At 60.8% G+C, this 25816-nt stretch carries 26 protein-coding genes and 1 pseudogene; 17 read left to right on the plus strand and 10 right to left on the minus strand.

Translation table 11 applies throughout. The features are described 5' to 3' along the window. Positions 1-45 precede the first annotated feature (45 nt). Positions 46-1005 carry an agmatinase gene (gene speB, locus QQJ98_RS16240; RefSeq protein ID WP_284326411.1) on the plus strand — a complete coding sequence of 320 codons (960 nt, stop codon included), beginning with the start codon at positions 46-48 and terminating at the stop codon, positions 1003-1005. Here speB and QQJ98_RS16245 read toward each other — a convergent pair. Continuing rightward, entirely contained in the window at positions 1002-1286 is a 285-nt protein-coding gene (locus QQJ98_RS16245) for a DUF1330 domain-containing protein (protein WP_284326412.1), read from the minus strand. The two genes, speB and QQJ98_RS16245, sit on opposite strands and share 4 nt — an antisense overlap. After that, positions 1286-1957, minus strand: coding sequence for a GntR family transcriptional regulator (locus QQJ98_RS16250; protein ID WP_284326413.1), 672 nt, complete (start codon positions 1955-1957; stop codon positions 1286-1288). Before QQJ98_RS16250 ends, QQJ98_RS16245 begins: the two co-directional genes overlap by 1 nt. A gap of 107 nt (positions 1958-2064) precedes the next feature. Here QQJ98_RS16250 and QQJ98_RS16255 point away from each other — a divergent pair, with 107 nt between their 5' ends. The 5 genes from QQJ98_RS16255 to QQJ98_RS16275 are packed head-to-tail and all read left to right on the plus strand — an operon-like array spanning position 2065 to position 6896. Then, complete coding sequence (locus QQJ98_RS16255; protein WP_284326414.1) at positions 2065-2667, plus strand: amino acid synthesis family protein; 603 nt, start codon at positions 2065-2067, stop codon at positions 2665-2667. After that, a complete protein-coding gene (locus QQJ98_RS16260; protein ID WP_284326415.1) occupies positions 2639-3457 on the plus strand; it encodes an alpha/beta fold hydrolase in 819 nt (272 codons plus the stop codon). The genes QQJ98_RS16255 and QQJ98_RS16260 overlap by 29 nt, the downstream gene beginning before the upstream one ends. After that, positions 3454-4371 (plus strand): flavin reductase, encoded by a 918-nt coding sequence (locus tag QQJ98_RS16265; protein WP_284326416.1) that lies wholly within the window; start codon positions 3454-3456, stop codon positions 4369-4371. The genes QQJ98_RS16260 and QQJ98_RS16265 overlap by 4 nt, the downstream gene beginning before the upstream one ends. Before the next feature lie 11 nt (positions 4372-4382). Beyond that, positions 4383-5420: an LLM class flavin-dependent oxidoreductase gene (locus QQJ98_RS16270; RefSeq protein ID WP_284326417.1), complete on the plus strand. Its 1038-nt coding sequence runs from the start codon at positions 4383-4385 to the stop codon at positions 5418-5420. A gap of 12 nt (positions 5421-5432) precedes the next feature. Further along, complete coding sequence (locus QQJ98_RS16275; protein WP_284326418.1) at positions 5433-6896, plus strand: aldehyde dehydrogenase; 1464 nt, start codon at positions 5433-5435, stop codon at positions 6894-6896. 184 nt (positions 6897-7080) lie between these two features. Here the strand turns inward: QQJ98_RS16275 and QQJ98_RS16280 are convergent, their stop codons facing one another. The 3 genes from QQJ98_RS16280 to QQJ98_RS16290 form a co-directional block, all read right to left on the minus strand. Next, positions 7081-7860 carry a carbohydrate ABC transporter permease gene (locus QQJ98_RS16280; RefSeq protein ID WP_284326419.1) on the minus strand — a complete coding sequence of 260 codons (780 nt, stop codon included), beginning with the start codon at positions 7858-7860 and terminating at the stop codon, positions 7081-7083. After that, positions 7857-8711, minus strand: a complete 855-nt coding sequence (locus QQJ98_RS16285; protein WP_284326420.1) for a carbohydrate ABC transporter permease — start codon at positions 8709-8711, stop codon at positions 7857-7859. Before QQJ98_RS16285 ends, QQJ98_RS16280 begins: the two co-directional genes overlap by 4 nt. A gap of 620 nt (positions 8712-9331) precedes the next feature. Beyond that, positions 9332-9463, minus strand: a complete 132-nt coding sequence (locus QQJ98_RS16290; protein WP_284326421.1) for a hypothetical protein — start codon at positions 9461-9463, stop codon at positions 9332-9334. A 407-nt stretch (positions 9464-9870) separates the two neighbouring features. On the opposite strand from QQJ98_RS16290, the gene msuE reads away from it, so the two are divergent. The 11 genes from msuE to QQJ98_RS16345 all read left to right on the plus strand — a co-directional run bounded on the left by msuE (position 9871) and on the right by QQJ98_RS16345 (position 21120). Beyond that, entirely contained in the window at positions 9871-10431 is a 561-nt protein-coding gene (msuE, locus tag QQJ98_RS16295) for an FMN reductase (RefSeq protein ID WP_284326422.1), read from the plus strand. An 18-nt stretch (positions 10432-10449) separates the two neighbouring features. Then, entirely contained in the window at positions 10450-11541 is a 1092-nt protein-coding gene (sfnG, locus tag QQJ98_RS16300) for a dimethylsulfone monooxygenase SfnG (RefSeq protein WP_284326423.1), read from the plus strand. Positions 11542-11576: 35 nt separating this feature from the next. Next, complete coding sequence (locus QQJ98_RS16305) at positions 11577-12422, plus strand: ABC transporter ATP-binding protein (protein ID WP_284326424.1); 846 nt, start codon at positions 11577-11579, stop codon at positions 12420-12422. After that, on the plus strand, positions 12422-13318 hold the full coding sequence (locus tag QQJ98_RS16310) for a branched-chain amino acid ABC transporter permease (RefSeq protein WP_431307833.1): 897 nt from the start codon (positions 12422-12424) through the stop codon (positions 13316-13318). The genes QQJ98_RS16305 and QQJ98_RS16310 overlap by 1 nt, the downstream gene beginning before the upstream one ends. Next, positions 13318-14349 carry a branched-chain amino acid ABC transporter permease gene (locus QQJ98_RS16315; protein ID WP_284326426.1) on the plus strand — a complete coding sequence of 344 codons (1032 nt, stop codon included), beginning with the start codon at positions 13318-13320 and terminating at the stop codon, positions 14347-14349. Before QQJ98_RS16310 ends, QQJ98_RS16315 begins: the two co-directional genes overlap by 1 nt. A 14-nt stretch (positions 14350-14363) precedes the next feature. Further along, positions 14364-15692 carry an ABC transporter substrate-binding protein gene (locus tag QQJ98_RS16320; RefSeq protein WP_284326427.1) on the plus strand — a complete coding sequence of 443 codons (1329 nt, stop codon included), beginning with the start codon at positions 14364-14366 and terminating at the stop codon, positions 15690-15692. Positions 15693-15743: 51 nt separating this feature from the next. Beyond that, positions 15744-16520 carry an ABC transporter ATP-binding protein gene (locus tag QQJ98_RS16325; RefSeq protein WP_284326428.1) on the plus strand — a complete coding sequence of 259 codons (777 nt, stop codon included), beginning with the start codon at positions 15744-15746 and terminating at the stop codon, positions 16518-16520. 3 nt (positions 16521-16523) lie between these two features. Further along, a complete protein-coding gene (locus QQJ98_RS16330; protein ID WP_284326429.1) occupies positions 16524-17759 on the plus strand; it encodes an SfnB family sulfur acquisition oxidoreductase in 1236 nt (411 codons plus the stop codon). A gap of 33 nt (positions 17760-17792) precedes the next feature. Further along, positions 17793-18440 carry a peroxiredoxin-like family protein gene (locus QQJ98_RS16335; protein WP_284326430.1) on the plus strand — a complete coding sequence of 216 codons (648 nt, stop codon included), beginning with the start codon at positions 17793-17795 and terminating at the stop codon, positions 18438-18440. 86 nt (positions 18441-18526) lie between these two features. After that, entirely contained in the window at positions 18527-19696 is a 1170-nt protein-coding gene (gene ssuD, locus QQJ98_RS16340) for an FMNH2-dependent alkanesulfonate monooxygenase (protein WP_284326431.1), read from the plus strand. Further along, complete coding sequence (locus tag QQJ98_RS16345) at positions 19693-21120, plus strand: FAD/NAD(P)-binding protein (RefSeq protein ID WP_284326432.1); 1428 nt, start codon at positions 19693-19695, stop codon at positions 21118-21120. Before ssuD ends, QQJ98_RS16345 begins: the two co-directional genes overlap by 4 nt. A 231-nt stretch (positions 21121-21351) precedes the next feature. Here the strand turns inward: QQJ98_RS16345 and QQJ98_RS16350 are convergent, their stop codons facing one another. The 5 genes and pseudogenes from QQJ98_RS16350 to QQJ98_RS16370 form a co-directional block, all read right to left on the minus strand. After that, positions 21352-22128: an ABC transporter ATP-binding protein gene (locus QQJ98_RS16350; protein ID WP_284326433.1), complete on the minus strand. Its 777-nt coding sequence runs from the start codon at positions 22126-22128 to the stop codon at positions 21352-21354. A gap of 3 nt (positions 22129-22131) precedes the next feature. After that, positions 22132-22917 (minus strand): ABC transporter permease subunit, encoded by a 786-nt coding sequence (locus tag QQJ98_RS16355; protein ID WP_284326434.1) that lies wholly within the window; start codon positions 22915-22917, stop codon positions 22132-22134. An 82-nt stretch (positions 22918-22999) separates the two neighbouring features. After that, positions 23000-23956 carry an aliphatic sulfonate ABC transporter substrate-binding protein gene (locus QQJ98_RS16360; RefSeq protein WP_284326435.1) on the minus strand — a complete coding sequence of 319 codons (957 nt, stop codon included), beginning with the start codon at positions 23954-23956 and terminating at the stop codon, positions 23000-23002. Between the two features lie 329 nt (positions 23957-24285). Next, positions 24286-25120, minus strand: a pseudogene (locus QQJ98_RS16365) (GMC family oxidoreductase). 39 nt (positions 25121-25159) lie between these two features. Then, a complete protein-coding gene (locus QQJ98_RS16370; protein WP_284326436.1) occupies positions 25160-25645 on the minus strand; it encodes a hypothetical protein in 486 nt (161 codons plus the stop codon). Positions 25646-25816: the final 171 nt, after the last annotated feature.

The raw sequence follows: 25816 nt of genomic DNA on the forward strand, positions 1-25816 counted from the left end.
CGGCTTGCCGCTAAGCTGCCGGAAAATCCACGAAAGGCCGCACGAATGTCCAAATTCAATCAACCGCTTGGCGGCAATGACATGGCGCGGTTTGGCGGCCCTGCCACGATGATGCGGCTGCCAACGCAAGACACCGCCGCAGGGCTCGATGTCGCATTCATCGGCATCCCGATGGATATTGGCACCTCAAACCGTTCGGGCACCCGGCACGGCCCAAGGCAAATCCGCGACGAGTCCCGCATGCTGCGCCCGTTCAACATGGCAACGGGGGCGGCTCCGTTCGATCATCTGCAAGTGGCCGACATTGGCGATGTGCCGATCAACACCTTTGATCTGAAAAAGTCGGTCGACATCATCACTGACTATTACAACGGCGTGCTGGCCCATGGCGCTTTGCCGCTGACTTTGGGCGGCGATCACACCCTGACATGGCCGATTTTGCGCGCGATCAAGGCCAAACACGGCCCCGTTGCCCTGATCCACGTCGATGCCCATGCCGATATCAACGACACGATGTTTGGTGAGAAAGTCGCGCATGGCTGCCCGTTCCGCCGCGCCTTCGAGGACGGCTGTTTGCAGAATGACAAGGTGTTTCAGATCGGTCTGCGCGGCACCGGCTATAGCCTTGATGACTTCGATTGGGGGCGCAAAAACGGCTGGACCGTGGTGCAGGCTGAGGAGTGCTGGTATAAATCCCTAAAGCCGCTTATGGCCGAAATCCGCGCCAAGATCGGCGATGCGCCGGTGTATCTCAGCTATGACATCGACAGCCTTGATCCGGCCTTTGCACCCGGCACCGGCACGGTCGAGCCGGGCGGTCTGACCATCTGGCAAGGCCTTGAAATCGTGCGCGGATGTGCCGGTCTGAACATCGTCGGAGGCGATTTGGTCGAGGTGTCGCCACCCTATGATCCCTCGGGCAATACCGCGCTGATCGGGGCGAATTTGCTGTATGAAATGCTGTGCGTTTTGCCCGGCGTGCCACAGGGCAAACACATAGGCTAGACGCCCTCAACCATGGTGATCATCACCTCTGCGGCACCGGTGCGCGCGGCGCGTGCAGCCTGATATTCTGCCGAGGCGTAGCAGGCGCGCGCGGCCTGCAGATCTGGAAATTCGATCAGAACATGGCGCTCAAACCCAGCGCCTTCCGGGCTGTCTGACGCCCCACCGCGTGCCAGAAATTTCGCGCCGAATTTAGCAAATGCCAGCGGTGCCAGCGCCTGATAGCCGCTATATTGCGCGGGGTCGGTCACGGTGACATGGGCGATCCAATAAGCGGGCACTACGGGGTCTCTTTCAGCAAACGCTCGGCGATTTTGGCGGCCTCATCCAGATGATCACAGACCGCTTGTGCCGCCGCTTCGGCATCGTTGGCAAGGATAGCCGCGCAAATCCGCGCCATCCGCACCGGGCCGGAAACCCGGCGATCCGTGGTGGCCAGCGTCATTGCGCGCAGCCGACTGATCCGGCCATTCAGGCGTTGCACCACCTCCCAGGCGATGTGATGGCCTGCGGCTCTGAAAATCACCTCGTAAAACTGGGTTGTCGCGTCAATGCGGGCAGCGGTGGTCTGCGCCTGCTCGATCGCGGTCATCGTGGCATGCAGCGCCTGCTTGACCCCGGCATCGGCAACACTGGCGCAGGCGGCGGCAGCGCTTTGCTCTAAAAGCTGTCTGATTTCATAGATTTGCACGGCTTGCGGCCAATCCATCCGCGCCACCATCGGGCCTTTGTTCGGCATGGTCTCGACCAGACCTTCTGCCTCAAGATAGCGGATCGCCTCGCGCACCACAGATCTGCTGACGCCCAACTGTTCGCACAAATTGCGCTCAACCAGCCGCTCCCCCGAGGCGAAACGCCCAGACAAGATCGCGCCACGCATCCGCGCATGCACAATTTCGCGCAGGGTTTGCGGAGGGTTCTCAATTTTCAGATCGTCAAATGCGGTGTCCATAGGGGGCAGCCTAGCCAAATCGCGGGGAAATCGCAACTGGTTCTTGACATGCGGTCATATGGTATACCAACATACAGTCTAACAATCCCAGCGATTCTGAGGCCCCAATGCCCGCCATCATCCGCAAGACCCTGTTGCATGTAGAAACCACGCTGATCGAAGGCGGCAAGGCCGCGCCGATCCCTCTCAAGCTGATCGCTGCGGCGGCTGTGGTGAAAAACCCTTGGGCGGGGATGGGGTTTGTCGAAAACCTCAAGCCCGCGATCCATGATGTGGCCCCCGATCTCGGCGCGCTGCTGACCAGCATGATCATCGAGGCCGCAGGTGGTGGTGCCGCGGTTGAGGGCTATGGCAAGGCCGCCGTGGTCGGCTTGGATGGCGAGGTCGAGCATGCCTCGGCGCTGATCCACACGCTGCGGTTTGGCAATCATTACCGCACGGCAGTGGGGGCCAAGACCTATCTCGCGTTTACCAACATTCGTGGCGGCGCCAACACGCCCATCATGATCCCGCTGATGGACAAGAACGACGAAGGCCGCCGCTCGCACTACCTCACCATCCATTTCGCCATGCCAGACGCCCCCGCCGCGGATGAGATCGTGATCGCCCTCGGTGCTTCTATTGGTGGCCGCCCGCATCATCGGATTGGGGATCGTTATCAAGACCTTAAGGATCTGGGCCATGACCCTGCAAACCCTGCGGCTGTCTGACGGCCAGCGGATCAGCTATCTGGAATTCGGCCAGGGCGAGCCCTTGGTGCTGCTGCATGGCGTTGGCATGTGCGCTGAATCCTGGGGTCCGCAGATTGCGCATTTTGCCAAAACCAACCGGGTGATTGCACTGGATATGCCGGGGCATGGCCTGTCCGATTTGCTTCCGGGGCAGCCCGCATTAACCGATTATGTCGCTTGGGCTGCGAAAACCCTGCGGCAATTGGGCTGCAGCTTTGTCAATGTTGCTGGCCATTCGATGGGCGCTTTGATTGCCGCTGGCCTTGCGGTCGATCACCCCGATCTGGTGCTGCGGCTTGCGGTTTTAAACGGCGTCTATCGTCGCACGCCCGAGGCAAGTGCCGCCGTTCAGGCCCGCGCCGCCGCCTTGGCAGCAGGGGCCAATGATATCGAAGTGCCGTTGACCCGCTGGTTCAGCGACAGCGCGGCGGACCAAAAAATCCGCGCGCAGGTCGCAGGCTGGCTGCAGACCGTCAATCTGCAAGGCTACGCCGCCGCCTACCGCGCCTTTGCCACCGGCGATCAGACCTATGCTGCGGCTTGGCCGAAAATTCAAAGTCCAGCGCTGGTCTTGACGGCATCCGGCGATGCAAACTCCACCCCCGAGATGGCGAAAGCGATGGCGAAGGCGGCGCCGATGGGGCAGGTTGTGGTGATCGAGGGCCACCGCCACATGGTCAATCTGACGGCTCCGGCACTGGTCAATGCGGCCCTTGCTGACTGGCTGGCGGTGCCCCTTTTGGCCGCTAAAAAGGGATTGCGCGCATGACACTGGAAAACCGCCGCCTGCTTCGGGATGCTTTTGGCACCTTCATGACTGGCGTGACCATCGTGACCACGATGGACGATGCGGGCATGCCGATTGGCTTCACCGCCAATTCGTTTTCCTCGGTGTCGCTGGATCCGGCGCTGCTGCTGGTCTCTATCGCCAAAACCTCTAGCAATTACGCCCGGTTTCTTGCGGCAAAAGGCTTTGCGGTCAATATTTTGGCCGAAGATCAGAAAGAAGTCTCCAACACATTCGCGCGCCCCTCCGAGGATCGCTTTGCGGCTGTGAACTGGCAAGCTGGCCCGCATGGTGCGCCGATTTTGGCTGGCGTCGCGGCTTGGTTCGATTGCAGTACGCATCAGGTGATTGACGCAGGCGATCACGCCATTCTGATTGGCCGGGTCGAGGGTTTCGACGCCTCAGGTCAATCTGGTCTGGGCTATTATCGCGGCTCTTACTTCACGCCAGCGCAGGCTGGGGCGGCCTTGGCCAGCGGCCCTGCGGTGGTTGTCTCGGCGCTGATCGAGCAAGAAGGCCGCGTGCTGCTGCAAGACGATGGCCGGGGTGGCTTGACCCTTCCCACCGCACGGGTCGGGGCCAAAGGCGCGACCGCCACGCTTCAAGCGCTGATCGAGGCGGCGGGTGTCACCGCCGTGCCGGGCTTCATCTACTCGGTTTATGAAGATGTCGCCGCCAGCCAACAACATATAGCGTTTCTATGCCCAAGCACCTCGGGCACCCCCAGCAAGGGCGGCTTTGTAGAATTGGCCCCGAACGGCTTTGACGATGTCACCGATCCCGCCATGCGCATCATGCTGGAACGTCTCGCCGAAGAGGCCCGCGTCGGCGATTACGGCATCTATTTCGGAAATCAGAATGTCGGCCGGGTCGCTCCGGTCACAACCAAAACCTAAGGATCACGCCGATGAAATTCTCGCTGTTTGTGCATATGGAGCGCGTCAACGCCGACGAGCCGCAGCAGCGTCTCTATGACGAAATGCTGGAACTATGCCAAATCGCTGATGAAAACGGCATGCACGCGATCTGGACGGGCGAGCATCACGGCATGGATTTCACCATCGCCCCCAACCCGTTCCTGAACCTTGTCGATCTTGCGCGCCGCACCAAAAATGTCCGACTGGGCACAGGCAATGTGGTGGCCCCGTTCTGGCATCCGATCCGGCTGGCCGGAGAGGCCGCGATGGCCGATCTGATCATGCAAGGTCGATTGGATTTGGGCATCGCGCGCGGCGCCTACACCTTTGAATACGACAGGATGAGCCCCGGCCTTGACGCTTGGACCGCTGGCCAAAAGATGCGAGAGCTGATCCCCGCCATCAAGGGCCTGTGGGCAGGCGATTATGAACACAACGGCGAGCATTGGCAATTTCCGAAAACCACCTCGGCCCCAAAGCCCAGCCAACAGCCGTTTCCGCCGATCTGGGTCGCCGCGCGCGACCCCAATTCCCACGATTTCGCCGTGGCCAATGGCTGCAATGTGCAGGTGACGCCGCTGCATATGGGCGATGAAGAAGTCGTCAGCCTGATGGAGCGTTTCAACACCGCCTGCGCCGCCCATCCCGAGATACCGCGCCCGAAAATCATGGTGCTGCGGCACACCTATGTCGCCGACAGCGAAGCCGACGCCGATCTGGGGGCCGAGGAATTGAACTTGTTTTACAACTACTTCGGTGCGTGGTTCCTGAACAAACGCCCGATCTCGCAGGGTTTGATTGCCACCCTGACGCCCGAAGAGGTCGCCGCCCATCCGTTTTATTCACCCGCTGCAATGCGCAAAAACAACATCGTCGGCCAAGCCCCCGAGGTGATCGCGCGTCTGCAATCCTATCAGGATATGGGCTATGATGAATTCAGTTTCTGGATCGACTCTGGCATGAGTTTTGCGCGCAAAAAGGCCTCGCTTCTGCGCTTTGTGCAAGATGTGATGCCTGCTTTCGCCTAAGGAGGGTGGTTCATGCAACGGTTCCAGCAGTATATCGGCGGCGCATTTGAAGATGGTGCAGCCTGCTTTGAAAGCCTCGATCCGGCAACTGGCACCGCTTGGGCGTTGATGCCGAATGCCTCGGCCGCCGATGTGGGCCGGGCGGTTGATGCGGCTTGGGCTGCGTTTCATGCCCCGGCTTGGGCGGGTTTGACCGCCTCGGCACGCGGCAAATTGCTGTATAAATTGGCCGATCTGGTGCAGGCAGCAGCGCCGCAGCTGGCGGCGTTGGAAACCCGCGATACCGGCAAGATCATCCGCGAAACCTCTGCCCAGATCGCTTATGTGGCTGAATACTATCGCTATTATGCAGGCCTTGCCGACAAGATCGAAGGCGCGCATCTGCCAATCGACAAGCCCGATATGGAGGTCTGGCTGCGCCGCGAGCCGATTGGCGTCGTCGCGGCCATTGTGCCGTGGAACAGCCAGCTGTTCCTGTCGGCGGTAAAGCTAGGGCCAGCGCTTGCGGCGGGTTGCACAGTGGTCTTGAAAGCCTCCGAGGATGGCCCGGCCCCGATGCTGGAATTTGCGCGGCTGGTCGATCAGGCGGGCTTTCCGCCCGGCGTGGTCAATATCCTCACGGGCGGGCCTGCGGCGGGGGCGGCCCTGACCAGCCATCCGAAAGTGGCGCATATCGCCTTTACCGGCGGGCCGGAAACCGCGCGGCATGTGGTGCGCGGCTCGGCTGAAAACCTTGCCTCTACCTCGCTTGAACTGGGTGGCAAATCGCCGTTCATCGTGTTTGACGACGCCGATCTGGATTCGGCGGTAAACGCGCAAATCTCGGGGATATTCGCCGCCACCGGGCAAAGCTGCGTGGCGGGGTCGCGGCTGATCATTCAAGCCTCAGTGAAAGACGCTTTCCTGAACAAACTGAAGGCCAAAGCCGAAGCCATCCGCATCGCAGCCCCCGATCAGATGACGACCGAGGTCGGCCCGCTTTGCACCCTGCGCCAGCGCACGCGGATTGCCGATTTGGTGGCGCAAAGCTTGGGGCAGGGCGCACAATTGGTGACGGGCGGCGTGGTGCCTGATGGCCCCGGCTTTTACTATCCGCCCACCATCCTCGATTGTTCTGGCCTGCCCGATGCGGCGGGGCTGAAACAGGAATTTTTCGGCCCGGTGCTGTCGGTGATCAGTTTCGAGACAGAAGCACAGGCCTTGGCGCTGGCCAATGACACCGTCTACGGCCTCGCCTCGGGCGTGTTCACCCGCAGCTTGACCCGCGCCCATCGGATGATCCGCGGCATCCGCGCCGGGGTGGTTTGGGTCAACACCTACCGCGCCGTCTCGCCGATCGCACCCTTCGGCGGACACGGGTTGTCAGGGCATGGCCGCGAAGGCGGCTTGGCTGCCGCGCTGGATTACACCACGGTCAAAACCGTCTGGCTGCGCACATCAGATGATCCGATCCCAGACCCTTTCGTGATGCGGTAAACCCAGTCTAGCGCTAGATGTAGGGGTCGTGTTTTCGATATCTACCCTATATATAATTTTGTCCCAGCGGGGACGGATTGAAGGACACCACAAGCCCGCGTCACTTCGACCTAAATCCGCCCCCATGCCATGGACTGAAGGCTTGCCGCACGGAATTCCATATATCGAATTCCCGCTTCTCTGATCAGGCTCGAAGCGCAAATCCCCGCGCGATGTGGTTCCTCACGAACCAAATCATCGCCACGCCGGGCAAAAGCGACAGGCAAGTCATCGCCATCACCATGCCCATATCCGTCTGAAACCCGAACATCGCATTGATTGCCGTCGTAATCGGCTTGCCTTCGGTCACCGTCAGGATACGCGCAAAAACCACCTCGACCCACGAGAAGATGAAACAGAAAAACGCCGCGACGCCAATTCCCGGTGCAATCGCCGGAATAAGGTGGCGAAAGAAAAACGACGCGCCAGAGTGCCCATCCAGAAACGCCGTCTCGTCAAATTCGGAAGGCACCGCGCGGATAAAGCTTTCGAGAATCCAGATGGCGACCGGAAGATTGAACAGGCAATGCACCAGCGCGATACCAACCGGAGAGTTCACCAAACCCAGCTTCGCAAACAAAATGAAGATCGGCAGCGACAGCACGACAGGCGGTGTGACCCGAAACACCAAGATCATCAGCAAGAAATGGCGGTCACCTAAAAACCGATATCGCGCCAAGGCATAGGCTGCTGGCAGCGCTATTGCGATGCACAGCGCCACGTTCAACAGCACGTAAATCACCGAATTGCCGATGGCTGCGCGCAACTCTGGCGCCGCCAGAACATTGGCATAATTTACAAGGCTGACGCTGCCTTCAGGCACGCCATCATGCGGAAGCGTTGCGATAAAGCTCAGCATCACCGCTTGCGTCAGGGGCAACAGGATGAATGCCGCCAAAGCTACCAAAGCCAGCGCGCGGATCATGCCTCTGCCTCGGGGCGTCGTGTGATCATCACAAAGGCGCAAACCACAATCAAAACCATCACAAAATAAAGCGTGGCCCGCGCCGCCGCCTGCCCATAGGAAAAGCCGTTGATTTCCTCGCCCAACTCGATCGACAGAAAGCGGGTGGCGTCACCCGGACCGCCCGCGTTGATCGCAAAGGCCTCGGTGTAGATCATAAAGCTGTCCACAAAACGCAACAGGAAGACGATGGCCAGGCCTCCCGCAATCCGTGGCAGCTCGATGTGCCGAAACACGGCCAAGCGTGACGCGCCGTCAATATGGGCAGCCTGTCGGTAAGCCGTCGGAATGGTCGAAAGCCCAGCATAGGCCAGCACAACAACCAACCCTAGCCAGTGCCAGGTATCCATCACCAAAAGCAGCATCCAAGTGTGAAGTGCGGTGAACTTGTAGTCAAATTCAACGGCCGCCAACCAATGCCCCAAAATCCCTGTATCTTGGTTGATCAACCCCAGCCAAAGCATCGGGATCATGTTCCACGGCACCACCAGCGGCAGCGCGCACAGCATCAAGCCCCAGACGGCCCACCTGCCGCAGCTCAACAGCAAAAGCGCAACCGCAATGCCTAAAGGCACCTGAATAGCCAGCGCCAAGGCCGAGAACAGCAGGCTCCGCCCCAGCGATGCGAGAAACCGTTGCGATTGAAGGATGTCACTGAACCAGTCGAGCCCAATCCAATGCACATTGCTCAATGAGAAAATGTCGTGAAAGCCGTAATTTATCACGGCCATCAGCGGCAGAGCCCCCACCGCAACCAGCAACATCAGCGCGGGAAGCAAAAGCAACCAAGCCCGATTGTTATAGGGCCGCATGGACTCTCCCTTGGTCGTCAAAGCAAGACAGCGCGGATGGCCTCAGGAAGCCCCTAAATATATTGCCTGCCTTGTAAATCTTGCAATGCGCCGTCAGCGCGGTCAACCACATTGTGCGCACAGGTGCGTGACGCCCGCCGCCAAAGCTTTGCGCCCCGACCTCCCGCCGGGGCTTGTTGACGGGCGCACCTTTCGCGGCGTGCCCGGTTCTGTGTCAGCGACCCGGCGCGCAAAGTCAGGATCAACACGCCCCCGATCAGCACAGCGGTGCCGTCGCCTTTCACCCCTGCAAGCGACAGACCATTCTTTAGCCCCTGCACAAGGATCAGCGCCAATCCCGTCCCGATGATGACGCGGCGCCCGCCGAAATGCTTGTTCCGCCCAGAACGACCGCAATGCTCGCGTCAAGTTCAGGGCCGCTGCCCATGTCCGACCCGGCTGCTTGAACCGCGCGAGACGAAGATCCCCGCCGCCAGCGCCTAAGCGATGCCCGAAATCGCGTAGAAAGGCTTAATCCCCGCAAACCAGCCGGGTCAGCAACACCAGAACAATCGCTGCTGTGAGCGTCAGACCAAGGTTCTGCCAGACCACACCCGTCAGCACGCCGCACAGCCTTGAGCCTACCGACAGATCGATACCACCCAAGCCATCCAGACCAGAGCATCCGATACCGCAAGCGCGCCGGAAATCACTGCCAGCACCCGGATCAGCGCGCCGATCGCCAAGTCGATCTCGCGGTTGATGATCACCATGGTGACGCCAATGGCAGACACGGCGATACAGGCATCGCCCGAAAATATAGAAGCAAGGTTGGCCCTCGAACCTACGCCCACCTAAAATGAGCACCTGACCAGCGCAGACATATTGCCGATCCAAACGCTGCCGCTTTCACCTAACCGCACTGCGCTCCGTCAACTCCCGTGCTCTGCGCCGGGATTGGTCGTCTAGATTGGTCATCTGAACCGCCGGGTTGGGTGCGCCTTTGCCCATAGCCGTCCTCGCCCTCGTTTAAGCCGAAGATGATCCAAACAGGCCTTTCTATCTAATCGTCAGGGCGGCTGGGGATACTCCTTCCAAAGATGCTGTTTTCTTTGGAATTGCCCCAGCGGCGATCCAGCGCTTAAAGTCTAGCAACTTTATCGTGTTTAGGAATCTGGCAATGTCCACTCTGAAGCTGGTCGGATTGTCCGGCAATATCACCACCCCCTCGAAAACCCGGGCGTTGGTGCAAACCGCCGCTGCTCTGGCTGCCGATAGGCTGGGCGCAACCATGGATGTTATTGAGGTCAATGACTTCGGCGATCAACTCGGCCGCGCGCGGCGGCTGACCGATCTTGATGCGGCAGGGCAGGCTTTGGTTGCGCGGATCATCGCGGCGGATGCGCTGGTGGTGGCAACGCCGATCTACAAGGCCAGCTATCCCGGCCTGTTCAAGCATCTGATTGACTTGCTGGACCCGCTGTCGCTGATCGGGAAACCGATCCTGATCGCAGCGACAGGCGGCGGCGAAAAGCACGCGCTGGCGGTCGAACATCAGTTGCGCCCGCTGTTCGGATTTTTTGAAGCACATTCCCTGCCCACCGCCGTGCATGTCTCGGACAAGGATTTCAGCGATGGCCAACTCAGCAACCCCGCCGCGCTGACCCGGTTGCAGCGCGCCGTAGCCCAGTTTGATCTGCATTTCCCGCAAGCATTGCGCCCCGCGCAAGCTGCCGAATAACCCGAAAAGGACGCCAACATGACCACTGATCCCGTCAAATTCGCCTATTGGGTGCCCAATGTTTCGGGTGGCCTGGTGATCTCCAACATCGAACAGCGCACCAGCTGGGATATCGACTATAACCGCAAGTTGGCGCAAATCGCCGAGGCTGCGGGGTTCGACTATGCCCTCAGCCAGATCCGGTTCACGGCGGGCTATGGCGCTGACAATCAACACGAACCTGTCGCGTTCAGCCATGCTTTGCTCGCCGCCACCGAAAAGCTGAAAGTAATCGCAGCGCTGCTGCCCGGCCCGTGGAACCCGGCTGTGGCCGCCAAGCAGATCGCCACCATCAGCCAGCTGACCAACGGCCGCATCGCCATCAACGTGGTGTCGGGCTGGTTCCGCGGCGAGTTCTACGCGATTGGCGAGCCGTGGCTGGATCACGACGAACGCTACCGCCGTTCCGAAGAATTCATCCGGGCGCTGCGCGGGATCTGGGGGCAGGATGATTTCACCTTCAAAGGCGATTTCTACCGCTTCAACAACTACACGATGAAGCCCAAACCCGCCGATCCGCAGCCTGAGATTTTCCAAGGCGGCTCCAGCCGTGCGGCGCGGGATATGGCGGCGCGGGTGTCCGATTGGTATTTCACCAACGGCAACACGCCCGAAGGATTGGCGGCGCAGGTCGATGACATTCGCGGCAAGGCCGATGCCGAAGGCCGCCGCGTCAAGGTCGGCGTCAACGCCTTTGCCATCGCCCGTGAAACCGAGGCCGAGGCCCGCGAAGTGCTGGCCGAGATCATCGACAACGCCAACCCCGATGCCGTCAAGGGCTTCGCGCATGAGGTGAAGAACGCCGGCAAAGCCAGCCCGGAAGGCGAAGGCAATTGGGCGAAATCGACGCTGGAAGACCTTGTGCAATACAACGACGGCTTCCGCTCGAACCTGATCGGCACGCCGGACCAGATCGCCCAACGCATCATCGCGCTGAAGGATGCCGGGGCCGATCTGATCCTGCTGGGCTTCCTGCACTTTCAGGAAGAGGTCGAGTTCTTCGGCAAACACGTCATTCCACTGGTGCGCCAGTTGGAAGCCGCGCGCGAACAGCAGGTGGCGGCCGAATAGGCCCCACTCCCCTTTAGCCCCCAAGGAAGACTGCCATGACCAGCGCCGTTCTGCGCCGGATTGCGCCTGCACGCCCAGTCCTCAATACTCTGCACCCCACCACTTTGCTCCCGGCCTATGCCTTGGCGCTCAGCCGGATCAGCCTGTCGTTCGGCGGCATCAAAGCCTTGCGTGAAGTGTCGTTTCAGGTCGCCCCGGGCGAAATCCGCGCGGTGATCGGGCCGAATGGGGCAGGGAAATCTTCAGTTCTGAACGTGATTTCGGGGCTCTATCAGGCGGATAGTGGCAGTCTGGTGCTGGGCGCTCAGGTCTTTGAACATGTGCCGCCGCAGGCCTTGGCGGGTCTGGGCGTGGCACGCACCTTCCAGAACCTCGCGCTGTTCCCCAGCCTGAGCGTGGCGGCCAACATCGCGGCTGGCCTGACCTTTCAGCGCAAGGCTTGGTCTATCGCCCAAGTGTTCCGCCTGCCCAATGCCCGCGCCGAGAACCGCGCGATTGCAGATCAGGTCGCCGAAATCGCGGCCCGGCTGGACCTGACCGCCCATCTGGATCGCACCGTCTCCACCCTGTCCTACGGATTGCAAAAGCGGGTCGAACTGGCCCGCGCCTTGGTGGCCCGCCCGAAACTGCTGCTGCTGGACGAGCCGATGGCGGGGATGACTGCCACAGAGAAAGCCGAGATGGCGGGCTATATCCGCGCCGCGCGCGACTCCACAGGCCTGTCAGTGATCCTGATCGAGCATGACATCGGCGTTGTCATGGGGCTGTCAGATCGCGTCGCAGTGCTGGATTATGGCGCGAAGATCGCCGACGGCACCCCCGCCGAAGTGCAGCGCGACCCCAGTGTGATCCGGGCCTATCTGGGCCAAGAGGCCGCATGATGGATTGGTTCGGCTTTCTGTTCCTGATCGAAGTCACCATCGGCGGGCTGCTGTCGGGCGTGATGTATGCCCTTGTGGCGATTGGCTTTGTGCTGATCTACAAAACCTCAGGCGTGCTGAACTTCGCCCAAGGCGCGATGGTGCTATTCGCCGCGCTGACCTTCGTTTCTTTGGTTGAGGCGGGCGTCCCCTTCTTCCTCGCCCTGATCATCTCTGCCGCCATAATGGTCGCCCTCGGTTTCGCCATCGAGCGCACCGTGCTGCGCCCGCTTGCCAACCGATCCCCCATGACCCTGTTCATGGCCACTCTCGGCTTGTCCTATATCATCGAAGGCGCTGCGCAGATCATCTGGGGCACCGAAGTCCACCGTCTCGATCTCGGCATCTCGAACGCGCCATTCCAGATCGCCGGAGTTTTCATCTCCACCTTTGATCTGGTCGCTGCCGGCATCGCCGGGGTGCTGGTCGCAAGCCTCACCGCCTTCTTCCGCTGGACCCGCACCGGCCTCGCCTTCCGCGCTGTGGCCGATGACCAGTTCGCCGCCCTCGCCGTCGGCCTGCGGTTGGATCGCACCTGGGCCACGGTCTGGGCCGCCGCTGGCATCGTGGCGCTTGTCGCGGGCCTTCTCTGGGGGGCGCGGCTGGGCGTGCAATTCTCGCTGTCGCTGATCGTGCTGAAGGCGCTGCCGGTTCTGGTGCTGGGCGGGTTTGATTCCGTGCTGGGGGCCATCGTCGCAGGCCTTGCCATTGGCGCTGCCGAAAAGCTGGCCGAAGTCTACCTCGGCCCCTTCGTCGGCGGCGGGATTGAGGGTTGGTTTGCCTATGTCGTGGCGCTCTTGGTGCTGCTGGTCCGTCCCTCGGGCCTGTTCGGCCAGAAATTGGTGGAGCGGTTCTGATGTCCACTCTTGCCGATACCCGTTTGCACAGCCCGAACTTGCTGCGCCATACCCCGCTCGCCACCTTTCTGCTGATCGCCTTTATCGCGATCCCAGCCTTGGCTTCGCCCTATGTGATCGAAGCGATCCTGCTGCCCTTCCTCGCCCTCGCCTTGGCAGGGGTCGGGCTGAACCTGCTGACTGGATACGGTGGGCAAGTCTCGCTCGGGTCTGCCGCTTTCATGGCGGTCGGTGCCTTCGCCGCCTATAACATCCAGTTGCGGCTGAACCTGCCGCTGCCGCTGACGATCCTGCTGTCGGCGCTGACCGCCGCCACCGTTGGTCTGATCTTTGGCCTGCCCAGCCTACGCCTGCGCGGGTTCTATCTGGCGGTGTCCACCCTTGCCGCGCAATTCTTCGTGCAATGGGCGCTGACCAAATTCGGCTGGTTCTCCAACTACAGCCCGTCCGGCGTCATATCAGCCCCCGGCATGACCCTCCTTGGCTATTCCCTCGACAGCACCACCGCCCGCTATCTGCTGGCCCTCACCCTCGTTACCCTGCTCACCCTCGGCGTCTGGGCCTTCACCGCTGGTCCTTTGGGCAACGACCTGATCGCCATCCGTGACAATGAAACCGCCGCGCAGATCATCGGCGTGCCAGTGTTGAAAACCAAGCTGGTGGCCTTCGCCCTCTCCTCGGCCATCATCGGCGTCGCAGGGTTCCTCTGGGCCTTCACCTACCTGCGCACGATCGAGCCTGCGGGCTTCGATCTCGACCGATCCTTTGACGTGCTCTTCATCATCATCATCGGCGGCTTGGCCACCCTGCGTGGTGCCTTCCTTGGCGCGGGGCTGATCGTGGTGTTCCCGCTGCTGCTGTCGCGCCTGTCTGCCATGGCCTTCGGCGGCATGATCGACTCTGGCGTGCTGGAGCTGGTGCAGCGCATCATCCTCGGCACCCTCATCATCGCTTTTCTGATCGCCGAGCCGAACGGGCTGGCGGCCATCCTAACCCGTGTAAAGCGCCGCTTTGCGCGCAACACCCTGTAACCAACGGAGCTAAAATGTCTTTCCTGAAACGTATCACCACAGCGGCCTTGACCGTGGCGACCCTCGCCGCAGGCCAAGCAGCCCAAGCGGATGAGCAATACTTTCCCCTGCAATCCTACCGCGTCGGCCCCTATGCCGCTGGCGGCACCGGGTTTTTCGGTGGCTTTATCGACTATATGACCCTGATCAACACCCGCGACGGTGGCGTGAACGGCGTCAAGCTGGTCTGGGACGAATGCGAAACCGAATACGCCGTGGAAAAGGGCGTTGAATGCTATCAGCGCCAGAAAAGCCACGCTGATATCGCCGCCTGGAACCCGCTTTCCGTCGGCATCGCCTACGCGATGATTGATGGCGTGACAGCGGATAAAGCGCCGCTGATCACGGTGAACCATGGCCGCACCGATACCACCGATGGCCGGGTGTTCCCCTATGTGTTCCCGCTGCTGCTAAACCCCTATTCCGAAACCTCGGGCATCGTGAACTACATCGCCAGCAAAGAGGGCGGGCTGGAAAGCCTCAAGGGCAAGAAGATCGTCGTGCTCTACCACGGCTCTCCCTACGGCAAAGAAACCATCCCGATCTATGAACTTCTGGCCGAGAAATACGGCTTCACCGTCGTGCAGATCGAGGTGCCGCATCCCGGCAACGAACAGGGCGCGCAATGGCTGCAAATCCGCCGCGAAGCCCCCGATTATGTCGTCCTCCGCGGTTGGGGCGTGATGAACCCGGTGGCCCTGACCACCGCACAACGCAATGGCTTCCCGGTCGATCACATCATCGGCAACGTCTGGTCGAACTCGGAAGAAGACGCGCTGCCCGCAGGCGATGCCGCGATTGGCTATACCGCGATCACCACCCAAGCCTCGGGCAACCAGTATCCGGTGCTGCAAGAGATCATCAGATCGGTCTATACCGCAGGCCAAGGCAACCTGTCCGACAAATCGCGGATTGGTTCGGTGTATCATAACCTTGGCATCGTCAACGGCATCCTGAACGTCGAAGCCATCCGCATCGCGCAAGGTAAATTCGGCAACCGCACCCTGACCGGCGACGAAGTACGCTGGGGGTTCGAGCATCTGCAACTGACCCCCGCACGGGTGAAGGAGCTGGGGGCTGAAAACCTGTTCCACTCGATCAACGTCACCTACGACAACCACGAAGGCGAAGGCTACGTCACCTTCCAACAGTGGGATGGCAAAAAGTGGAACGTGGTGTCCGACTGGATCGCTCCCGATTGGGCCTTGCTGCGCCCAATCATCACCAAATCGTCTGAGGCCTATGCGGCGGAAAAAGGTCTGCCGATCCGCACCTCGGAAGATGCCGACAAGGTGACGCAATAAGCCAGGCGGCTGGCCCTGCATCGGGGCCAGCCGAACCAAAAGGGGGTCATCATGGCCATACTGAACCTGCCCGAACCTGTTCTCGAATTTGACCACGTCTACGCCGCCTACAACGGTGCCATCGCCGCCCTGCACGGCGTCAGCCTGACGGTCCGCAAGGGCGAGATCACCGCACTTCTGGGCGCAAACGGTGCAGGCAAAACCACGCTGCTGAAAGCTGCCTCCAACCTGCTGCCCGCCGAGCGTGGCCAGATCACCGGTGGGCGTATCCGCTACAAGGGCCGCGATGTCACCGCTGACACCCCGCACGCCCATATCCGCAACGGCCTTGTTCCAGTGCTGGAAGGCCGCCGCTGTTTCAAAAGCCTGAGCATTGAAGAAAACCTGACCACAGGCGCGATTGGCCGCGGCCTTGACCGTGCCCAGATCGCCCAAGTGCTTGAACAAGTCTATGACCTGTTCCCCAAGCTGAAACTGCGGCGCAATTCGCTCGCGGGCCTGACCTCGGGCGGCGAGCAGCAAATGGCTGCCATCGGGCGCGGCCTGATGGCGCGGCCCGAAGTGTTCTTGCTGGACGAGCCTTCGATGGGCCTCGCGCCCTTGGTGGTGGCTGAAATCTTTGAAACCCTGTCACGCCTGAACCGCGAGACCGGCCTGACCATCCTTCTGGCCGAGCAAAACTCTGCCATCGCGCTGAAATACGCCCATCACGCCACGGTCATCGAAAATGGCCGCTCGGTGCTGAATGGCCCCGCATCCGACCTCGCCGCCCGCGCCGATATTCGCGCGCTGTATCTGGGCGGCACCCCTGAACCTGTAAGGATTTGAAAAATGACCAAACATGAACCGCTGAAAACCCCTGTCCCCCCGGTTGCCCGCCCCGCAGGTGTTGCGCATATCATCCAAAGCGACTCCGAAGCGATTGCGGTCGCACACAAATTGGCCGCCGAATTTGCCAAAGGCGCGTCCGACCGCGACCGCAACCGGATCTGGCCGCAGGAACAACTGGACGCGTTCTCGCAATCCGGCCTGTGGTCGATCAACGTGCCGAAAGAATACGGCGGGCCGGGGCTGTCTTATGTCACGCTGAACCGGGTGATCGCGATCATCTCCGAAGCTGACCCGTCCTTGGGCCAAGTGCCGCAGAACCATCTGGGTGTGGTCGCCGCGATCAACACCGTGTCAGACCCCGCGCAAAAGGCGCTGCTGTTTGGTGAAGTTTTGCGCGGCACCCGCTTTGGCAATGCGTTCTCGGAATTTGGCAGCAAACGCGCGGTGGATTTTGAAACCAAGTTCACCGACGCGGGCGATCATGTCCGTGTGACCGGGCGCAAGTTCTATTCCTCGGGCGCTCTGCTTGCGCATCTGGTGCCCATCGTGGCCCTCGATGACCAAGGCCGCGCGTGGTATGCCATTGCCGATCGTGGGGCAGAGGGGCTAAGCGTGATCGACGATTGGTCCAGCTTTGGCCAGCGCACCACTTTGTCCGGCACGGTGATCCTCGACAATGTGAAAGTGCCGAAAACCCATCTGGTACCGGGGTATAAAGGCTATGAAGCCCCCTCCGCCGATGGCGCGATCTTCCAGGTGATCCAGGTTGCGGTGGATCTGGGCATCGCCCGCGCCGCCATCGCCGACACCAAGGATTTCGTGCTGCACCGCAGCCGCGCTTGGGTGGATTCCGGCCTCGATCACGCGGCCCAAGACCCCTACACCATTCAGGCTGTAGGAGACTTGAACCTGCGCGCCAATGCCGCCGCCGCTTTGCTGGATATCGCCAGCACGGCGATTGATCTGGCGGTGGCCAATCCCACGGCGGAAACCGTCGCCCAAGCGCAGATCGCCACGGCAGAGGCCAAGGTGCTCTCCACCGAAATCGCCATCCTTGCCACCAACAAGCTGTTTGAACTGGCAGGCACGCGGTCGACCTTGGCCGAGCATAACCTTGACCGCCACTGGCGCAACGCCCGCACCCACACATTGCACGACCCGGTGCGCTGGAAATACGCGATCTTGGGCAATTACTACCTGAACGGCGTCAACCCGCCCTTCCATGCGTGGAGCTGACCGCGCCTTCACCCCATCACATTGGAGAACGCCATGACGCTGAATTCTGAACTGCGCAGCACGGTTGATGCCGTCAAATCGGCACTGCCTGCCCCGATTTTCGCGGCGATTGGGCAATCGGTTGCCGATCTTGAAGCAACCGGCATCACCAACCGAGCCGCGAAAGCGGGCACTCGGATTGCGCTGCCAACTCTTGCTGATTTTGCCGGGGGCCGCGTTGATCTTGCGGCTCTGGCAGAACACGGCCCGCTGGTGCTGGTGTTCTATCGCGGCGGCTGGTGCCCCTATTGCAACGTGACGCTGAAAGCGTTTGAGCGGCGTCTGGACGACATCCGCGCAGCAGGCGCTGCCATTGTTGCGATCACGCCAGAACTCCCTGAAAACGCACAGGAAACGGCCGAGAAATCCGGGCTGGAGTTTCCGGTGCTGATAGACACGGGCAACGCTTTTGCCCGCAGTCTGGGTCTGGTGTTTGACCTGCCGCAGCATCTGGTCCCGCTGTATCGCCAGATCGGCATAGATCTTGCTGACTGGAATGGCGATGCCAGCAACGCGCTGCCGATCCCGGCCACCTATATCGTCGATGCGTCAGGCGTGCTGCGCTGGTCGCATGTCGAGGCCGACTTTACCCAGCGCGCCGAACCGGCAGATGTCCTCGCTGTGCTGACAAAGATCGCCTGATCCTTCGCAGGCAAGGGGTGTCCCCGCCTTTTGCCTTCCGCCGAAACTTGGACCGCACTTCAGGTTCACGCAATTGGAATGAAAACATGAGCCATCCTATTCCCGATAAAATCAACGTCCTGTGGTTCATCCCCACTCATGGCGAAAGCCGCTACCTTGGAACGTCCGAGGGCGGGCGGCATGTCGATCTGGCTTACCTCACCCAAGTCGCAAAAGCCGCAGACAGCCTTGGCTTTTACGGCGCTTTGCTGCCCACAGGTCGCAGTTGCGAAGACAGCTGGGTGATCGCCTCCGCCCTCGCGACCCAAACCGAGCGCCTTCGCTTTCTGGTGGCCGTCCGTCCCGGCCTGCAATCGCCCACCCTAGCCGCCCGGATGACCGCCACGCTCGACCGCATTTCCAATGGCCGCTTGCTGATCAACATCGTCACCGGCGGCGATCCGCTAGAGAATAAGGGCGACGGCATCAACCTGCCGCACAGCGAACGCTATGAGATCACCGATGAATTCCTCGGTATCTACCGCGCCCTGCTGCGCGGTGAAGTCGTGGAGCATACCGGCAAACACTTCCAGATCTCGGATGGTCGCCTGATCTATCCGCCCGCCCAAACACCCTATCCGCCGCTATATTTTGGTGGCTCGTCGGAGGAAGGCTTCAAGGTCGGCGCCAAGCACATCGACAAATATCTGACATGGGGCGAACCCCCGGCACAGGTGGCCGAGAAAATCGCCACCATGCGCCGCCATGCTGATGCTGAAGGCCGCGAAGTCTCCTTCGGCATCCGCCTGCATGTCATCGTGCGCGACACCAATGCCGAGGCTTGGGCCGCCGCCGACAAGCTGATCAGCAAACTGGACGATAACACCATCGCCGAGGCGCAAAAGGTGTTCGCGCGGATGGATTCAGTCGGCCAAGCCCGGATGACCGCGCTGCATGGCGGCCGTCGGGATAAGCTGGAGATCAGCCCGAACCTCTGGGCCGGTGTCGGCCTTGTGCGCGGTGGCGCGGGCACGGCATTGGTGGGCGATGCCGATACCGTGGCCGAGCGCATCGACGAATATCGCCGCATCGGGGTCGATAGCTTTATCTTCTCGGGCTATCCGCATCTGGAAGAAGCCTATAGCTTTGGCGAATTGGTGCTGCCGAAACTTCCCCTTGCGCATCCGATTCCGCGCCGCGATCTGGTGGTCAACACCGGGCCGTTCGGCGAAACCATCGCGGGCGATCACAAACCCAAACTACAGGCGGCACAATGACCAAACACCACACAAAAACCCCGCTGACCGTCGCCATCATTGGCGGCGGTTTGTCCGGGGCTGCGGTGGCCTATCATCTCGCACACCTGACCGATGCTGACATCACCGTCATCGAACCCCGTGCCGATCTGGGGCGCGGCATGGCCTATGCCACGCCCGACCCCGATCACCGCCTGAACGTGCCCGATCACAAGATGACCTTGCGCTCAGACCGCCCCGAGGATTTCAGAGCGTGGCTGCACAGCCCCGATGCACCCACATTGCCCGCCAATTCCGCCCGCCTGTCCGGCGAAATCTATGCCCCGCGCGCGGTATTTGGCGCCTATGTCGCGGCGCAGCTTCAGCCGTTGCTGCAGGAGGGCCGCTTGCGGCATCTGCAAAGCAAAGTGGTGTCAGTGGCGCGCGCGTCGATGGGGCAGGGCGGGCGCTATACTCTCGGTCTGTCTGACAGCGGCACGCTGCGCGCCGATATCATCGTGCTGGCAACCACGCATCCCAGCGCAGGACTGCCGCGCGAACTGGCAAATCTTGCAGATGATCCCAGCCTGATCGCAGACCCGTTTGCCGAAGGTGCATTGGCAAGCGTCAACCCTGACGCGCGCGTGCTGATCGTCGGCAACGGGCTGACCTCGGCGGATATCGTCGCCTCCCTGCACCGGCGCGGGCATCGTGGAAAGATCACCGCGCTGTCCCGCCACGGGCTGCGCTCGCAGCCACATGGCCCCGCACAGCCTGAAACCAAGGCGGATTTCGCCGCACATCCACCGCGCACCGCCCTGGATCTTCTGCGGCGTGCACGCGCGGCCGTGGCGCAGGATCAGGCAATGGGCCTGACATGGCACGCGGTGTTTGATCGTTTGCGCGCCCAAGGCCCCGCGATCTGGGCGGCCTTGCCCGAGCCCGAGCGGCGTCGTTTTCTGCGCCATCTGCGCGCCCTGTGGGATGTGCACCGCTTTCGCATCGCGCCGCAAACCTATGAGGCGAACCAGCAGATGCAGCGGCTGGGGCGCTTGGTCAGCCTCGCCGCGCGGATTGTCACGGCGACACCGGGCAGCCCGATCAAACTCGGCTTGCAGACCCGACACAATGGCACGCGCCTTACCATTGCGGTGGATCGGGTGATCTTGGCGACTGGCCCCGCACATGGCAGCGTGATCAAATCCACTCCCGCGCTGGCCGATCTGGCCGCGCTGGGGCTGTTGCAGCCCGATCCGCTGGGCCTCGGTCTGCTCACGGCGGCGAGTGGTCAGGCAGTGCCGGGTTCAGGCTCAGCCGACGGCAGCCTGTTGGTCGCAGGGCCCCTCGCCCGCGCGACGGTGGGCGAGCTGATGGGCGTGCCCGAGGTGATCACATGGGCCGAACACATCGCCCGCGAAGTGGCAGGGCAGATCAACGCCCGGCGCGGCTTGGTCGCGGCACAATAGCTGCGTCAGGCTGCGCCGCCCTTTAACCAAAAGCCGCGCAGCCTGCCCGAAAGCCGCCTTTCACACAACATCTTGTGTAAATCTGCGCCAAAACGCTCAAAAACCACAAGTCTGTCCCCGCGGGGACAAGATTAGGCCGCCTGTCCCCGCGGGGACAAGATTTAACCATCTGTCCCCGCGGGGACAAAATCTGTCCATGCGCAAGCCAAAGTCTTGGCCGAAAAATCCGCCCTAAATCGCCTCGTCTCCGAACAGCTGCGCCAGAATTTTCTGTTCATACAGCGCCAGATCAGGGTGGCCGTGCCGACGCGGTCGCGCCAGCGGAATAGCCAGATCAAGCGCCACTTTGCCCGCATCCAACACAATCACCCTATCAGCCAAAATCACCGCCTCGGCCACGTCATGCGTCACCAGAACGGCGGTAAAGCCTTGGGTCTGCCAAATCCGGCCCAGCAAGTGCTGCATCTCGATCCGGGTCAACGCATCCAGCGCGCCCAAGGGTTCATCCAGCGCCAGCACACTCGGCTGTCCGATCAGCGCGCGCGCCAAGGCCACCCGCTGCCGTTGCCCACCCGACAGCACAGAAGGCCAATCGCCATCGCGCCCGGCAAGACCAACCTGCGCCAGCAGATCATGCGCGCGGGCTTTCGCCTCGGCACGGCCTGCAAGCCCCGTGAGCCCTACCGCCACGTTATCGACCACCCGCGCCCAAGGCAGCAGGCGCGGCTCTTGAAACATGATGCGGATGCTTGATTGCCCCGGCTGGGTCTGCGCGCGGCTGATCTGGCCGCCATCCGGCTGATCCAACCCCGCCAACAGCCGCAACAGGGTGCTTTTGCCGCAACCGCTTTTGCCGATGATCGCCACAAACTCGCCCTGCGGCACGGTCAGCTCAATGTTCGACAGCACCGATTTCGCGCCAAAGCGCCGGCTTACCCCCTGAAAGCTGAAGGCAGGCGGGGCAGGGGCGGGGGCAGTCTCAACACTGCGCAACTGGGGCTTTGCCATCGCTTAACTCCTTGCCGTTTTCTGGAAAGCCGGATGCCATTGCAGGCAAAGCCGCTCCAGCAGCCGCACAAAGCTGTCCGCCAATTTGCCCAGCAGGGCATAAATCAGGATCGACAGCACGACGACGTCAATCATCAAAAACTCACGCGCCTGCATCGCCATATAGCCCAAGCCAGCCGAGGCCGAGATCGTCTCAGCCACGATCAGCGTCAACCACATGATGCCCAAAGCATAGCGCAGGCCGACAAAGATCGACGGCAGCGCGCCCGGCAGAATAACCCGCAGAAACAGCGCGCGGCGGTCCATGCCATAGGTGCGCCCCATCTCGATCAACTGCGGGTCCACCGTCTGAATCCCCAGCAGCGTGTTGACATAGATCGGGAAGAACACCCCCAAAGCCACCAGAAACAGCTTGGCACCTTCATCAATGCCAAACCACAAGATCACCAAAGGGATCAGCGCCAGATGCGGCACATTGCGCACCATTTGCAGCGTGGTGTCGGTGATGTTGCGCGACAACAGCGACAGGCCGTTGGCAAGACCCAAGGCAAAACCAATGCTTCCCCCGATCGCCAACCCCGTCAGCGCCCGCCAGGAACTGACGCCAATGTTGCGCGCAAGATCGCCGGATTTCAGCACGCGCAGAAAGGCCGCGAAAACTTCTGTTGGCGCAGGCAGGACATTTTCGGTGATGACACCCAGCCGGGACATCACCTCCCACATCAGCAAGATCAGGATGGGCAGCAGCCACCCGATGGCCGCACCAAAGCGATTGGAACCCGCAGTCATAGCGTTGATCGTGTCATAAAGCAGCCTCTGCACAAAGGGCGGTCTGACCTCTCAAGACCAGACCGCCAAGAAGGGGATCGGATCAGTTGGCCGGTGCCGTCCAGACCGCATCCGAGATTTTGACCGCACTCGGGATCAGCCCAAGGCCAAAGAAGCGATCCGCCGTGGCCTGCTGACCCGCGATGATCTCCGGTGTGATCGGATAGATCGCGAATTTCGCGCGGGTGACGGCCAGCGTCTGCGCCTCAATCGGCACCCCGGTGACTTCAGCCACCGCAGCTGCAACCTTGTCGCGGTTGGCATCCGCCCAAGCCGCAGCCTCGCCCAAGGCCGCAACCGTGGTGGTAATCACAGACGCATTGTCGGCATCGGCCGCGAAATCGCGGTTCGCGAGGAAATAGGTGTTGACCTTCAACACATCCGACGACCGCGCCAGAATGGTGGGCTGATATTTGGTTTCAGCAACGGCAAAGAAGGGATCCCAAACCGCCCAAGCCACGATGTTGTCCGACGCAAAGGCGGCAGCTGCATCGGCAGGGCTGAGATAGACGACCTCGATGTCAGAAAGCTTCAGCCCATTGGCTTCCAGAGCTGCCACCAACAGGTTGTGCGCGCTGGTGCCTTTGCCGACGCCCACCTTTTTGCCTTTGAGATCAGCGATGGTTTTGATGCCGCTGTCAGATTTGGTGAACACCGCCTCGCCCTCGCCATTCGACGGCAACGCCGCCAGATAGACGATGGCCGAACCTGCCGATTGCCCGAAGATCGGCGGCGCATCGCCTGTCCACCCCACCTGAATGGCGCCCACGTTCAGCGCCTCGACCAGCGGCGGGCCCGCCGGGAACTCGACCCATTCCACCGCCACACCCAGCGGCTCCAGCCCCTTTTCGATCACGCCCAATTGCTTCGCGATCACCGGAAGGTTGGTTTTCTGATAGCCGATCTTCAACGTGGTAACCTTTTCAGCATGGGCCGAAACCGCAAATGCGGTGGTCAAAAGCAGAGCAGCAGCGCCGAAAGTCCGTCTGGTAAGCAACATCTTGCGATCTCCTAAGGCCTGCAGTCGATCTGGTGAGGCCAGTGAATTGTTCGATGTGCTAAATCTCGATTAGATTAGTAGATATTGTCAATTACGGCGATGGCACCACGCCGCCAGGATCTACTTGTTGCGCGCCTATCCTATATGTAACCGCACATCTGAGCATAAAATATTGATGTGTAACGATTATTCATGAAAATTTCGTGCTGACCTTGCCAGAGTGCGGCGGGCTTGGATCGGACGCCATAGAATACTGATCTAATATCCGCGCAGTAACTCGTCGTGAAATTCTATTTTTGGAGAAACTTTAGCAGGCGCTTTGGGCAGGATCATTGTCCCGCGGGCAGAAGATCGCTTAAGTTTTCACCAGTCATCATTGCTGGAGCGTTGGTGTTGCCCGAGACGATGCTGGGCATGATCGAACAATCGGCGATTCGAAGCGCGGCGATGCCGTGACCCTGTAGTCTGTGGTTGGCGACAGCCTCGGGTCTGTGGTCCATTTTGCAGGTGCCGACCGGATGACAGATCGTGGTGGCAGTATTGCGCGCCCAGTCAAGCAGGCCAGGATATGCGGTGGCGTGGTCATGGCGGAACTCGCCGGACATGCAGGCGCGCAACGGGTCGAAACCGGCTATGGCGCGGGCGATTTTGATGCCCGCGACAAGGGTTTGCTAATCGGTCGGGGTGGCAAGATAGGTTGGGCGGATCAGCGGATGCGCAAATGGGTCTGCCGATTTCAGGCGTATCCTGGGCCTCTTGATTAAGAGTCGGCTGATGGCAGGTGAACACAAGACGGGCTTGCAGGTGGTATTGCACATTGCGACCCACGCCGGGCAGGTCGACCACCACGGCAATGCCAAGGTCACGCCGAATATAGAGCAAGCCGTTGATCGACGACGATCCACGAAGCACATTTCCGCTTGGCCATGCCAATTTCCGCCTGTTCAGGCGTGGGTCAGGTTCAGTTTATAAGCACCAATCGGTAGCAGGCTTGTGCATGGTTTTGAACTAACCGGCGGGCATGTGTATCCACAGATTCCAATCGCGCTTGCCCGCCATGAGTAAATTGACGCCGGTGTGCGGATCAGCGTTCAACCGATTGGCAATCACACAACCGGCCGAGCCTGCGTCGACGATGATGTAGTCGGCTGCTAGATCACTCACCTCGCATCTCACAGATCGCAAGGCATTTTGCACATGGCTTCACGGATTTGGAGTTGTTGACAAGGTGCCTTTGCGGACCGGGTCCCATGCTTGATTGCGTTGTGGATTGGTCAGCAGGCCGCCCAGACTGCGCTGCTGTTCCAGAAAACGCGCGACTGCGGCCGATGCGCTCACGCTTGGCAGGAGGTCATGTGCGCGCAACCGACCTATCCAAGCCTGCAATTTCCGCAGCCCGGTCAGAAAATGCGTGTCGCAATGGGCATCGAAAACCTGCAAGCGCCACAGCAAGGTCGCGGTATCGTCAGCGGGCAATGGCAAGTCTGGCGTGACCTGTTTGTCCATCTGTTGCAGAAGTCCGCGCAACCGGAACGCCGCCATATCGTATTGAGATTGCAGCGTGATCAGGGCCAGCCCCGCCAATGCGGCGGCGGCGTGGCGGGTGAGGCGTGGCAAACTGTCGTCAACAGGAAGCTGTGCTGCGGAAATGCTTGCGAAATGGCGATGGGTCAGGACCTGATACGTCATAGGGGATTCCACAAGTGCTGTTGGTTAATTTACACGACTTAAGTTGTCGCCTTTACTCTGCACCTTTGGCGCGCAAGCGTGAATTCTAAAATCGGCAACCTCTGTGGAAGATCTCACCACTAAAATGTTCCCTTGTAGAAGTTCGTTGCTGTGTGTCGTCCCATGATGATG

It is taken from the genome of Cypionkella aquatica (assembly GCF_030161095.1).
Taxonomy (GTDB): Bacteria; Pseudomonadota; Alphaproteobacteria; order Rhodobacterales; family Rhodobacteraceae; genus Cypionkella; species Cypionkella aquatica.

Coding starts and splice junctions, on each gene's coding strand:
- QQJ98_RS16355 (WP_284326434.1), bottom strand. CDS start 22,917: ATGACTGCGGGTTCCAATCGCTTTGGTGCGGCCATCGGGTGGCTGCTG.
- QQJ98_RS16290 (WP_284326421.1), bottom strand. CDS start 9,463: ATGGTGATCATCAACCGCGAGATCGACTTGGCGATCGGCGCGCTGATC.
- ssuD (WP_284326431.1), top strand. CDS start 18,527: ATGAGCCATCCTATTCCCGATAAAATCAACGTCCTGTGGTTCATCCCC.
- QQJ98_RS16265 (WP_284326416.1), top strand. CDS start 3,454: ATGACACTGGAAAACCGCCGCCTGCTTCGGGATGCTTTTGGCACCTTC.
- QQJ98_RS16370 (WP_284326436.1), bottom strand. CDS start 25,645: ATGACGTATCAGGTCCTGACCCATCGCCATTTCGCAAGCATTTCCGCA.
- QQJ98_RS16255 (WP_284326414.1), top strand. CDS start 2,065: ATGCCCGCCATCATCCGCAAGACCCTGTTGCATGTAGAAACCACGCTG.
- QQJ98_RS16310 (WP_431307833.1), top strand. CDS start 12,422: ATGGATTGGTTCGGCTTTCTGTTCCTGATCGAAGTCACCATCGGCGGG.
- QQJ98_RS16270 (WP_284326417.1), top strand. CDS start 4,383: ATGAAATTCTCGCTGTTTGTGCATATGGAGCGCGTCAACGCCGACGAG.
- QQJ98_RS16330 (WP_284326429.1), top strand. CDS start 16,524: ATGACCAAACATGAACCGCTGAAAACCCCTGTCCCCCCGGTTGCCCGC.
- msuE (WP_284326422.1), top strand. CDS start 9,871: ATGTCCACTCTGAAGCTGGTCGGATTGTCCGGCAATATCACCACCCCC.
- QQJ98_RS16250 (WP_284326413.1), bottom strand. CDS start 1,957: ATGGACACCGCATTTGACGATCTGAAAATTGAGAACCCTCCGCAAACC.
- QQJ98_RS16350 (WP_284326433.1), bottom strand. CDS start 22,128: ATGGCAAAGCCCCAGTTGCGCAGTGTTGAGACTGCCCCCGCCCCTGCC.
- QQJ98_RS16325 (WP_284326428.1), top strand. CDS start 15,744: ATGGCCATACTGAACCTGCCCGAACCTGTTCTCGAATTTGACCACGTC.
- QQJ98_RS16280 (WP_284326419.1), bottom strand. CDS start 7,860: ATGATCCGCGCGCTGGCTTTGGTAGCTTTGGCGGCATTCATCCTGTTG.
- QQJ98_RS16360 (WP_284326435.1), bottom strand. CDS start 23,956: ATGTTGCTTACCAGACGGACTTTCGGCGCTGCTGCTCTGCTTTTGACC.
- QQJ98_RS16335 (WP_284326430.1), top strand. CDS start 17,793: ATGACGCTGAATTCTGAACTGCGCAGCACGGTTGATGCCGTCAAATCG.
- QQJ98_RS16320 (WP_284326427.1), top strand. CDS start 14,364: ATGTCTTTCCTGAAACGTATCACCACAGCGGCCTTGACCGTGGCGACC.
- QQJ98_RS16275 (WP_284326418.1), top strand. CDS start 5,433: ATGCAACGGTTCCAGCAGTATATCGGCGGCGCATTTGAAGATGGTGCA.
- QQJ98_RS16315 (WP_284326426.1), top strand. CDS start 13,318: ATGTCCACTCTTGCCGATACCCGTTTGCACAGCCCGAACTTGCTGCGC.
- QQJ98_RS16345 (WP_284326432.1), top strand. CDS start 19,693: ATGACCAAACACCACACAAAAACCCCGCTGACCGTCGCCATCATTGGC.
- QQJ98_RS16260 (WP_284326415.1), top strand. CDS start 2,639: ATGACCCTGCAAACCCTGCGGCTGTCTGACGGCCAGCGGATCAGCTAT.
- sfnG (WP_284326423.1), top strand. CDS start 10,450: ATGACCACTGATCCCGTCAAATTCGCCTATTGGGTGCCCAATGTTTCG.
- speB (WP_284326411.1), top strand. CDS start 46: ATGTCCAAATTCAATCAACCGCTTGGCGGCAATGACATGGCGCGGTTT.
- QQJ98_RS16285 (WP_284326420.1), bottom strand. CDS start 8,711: ATGCGGCCCTATAACAATCGGGCTTGGTTGCTTTTGCTTCCCGCGCTG.
- QQJ98_RS16305 (WP_284326424.1), top strand. CDS start 11,577: ATGACCAGCGCCGTTCTGCGCCGGATTGCGCCTGCACGCCCAGTCCTC.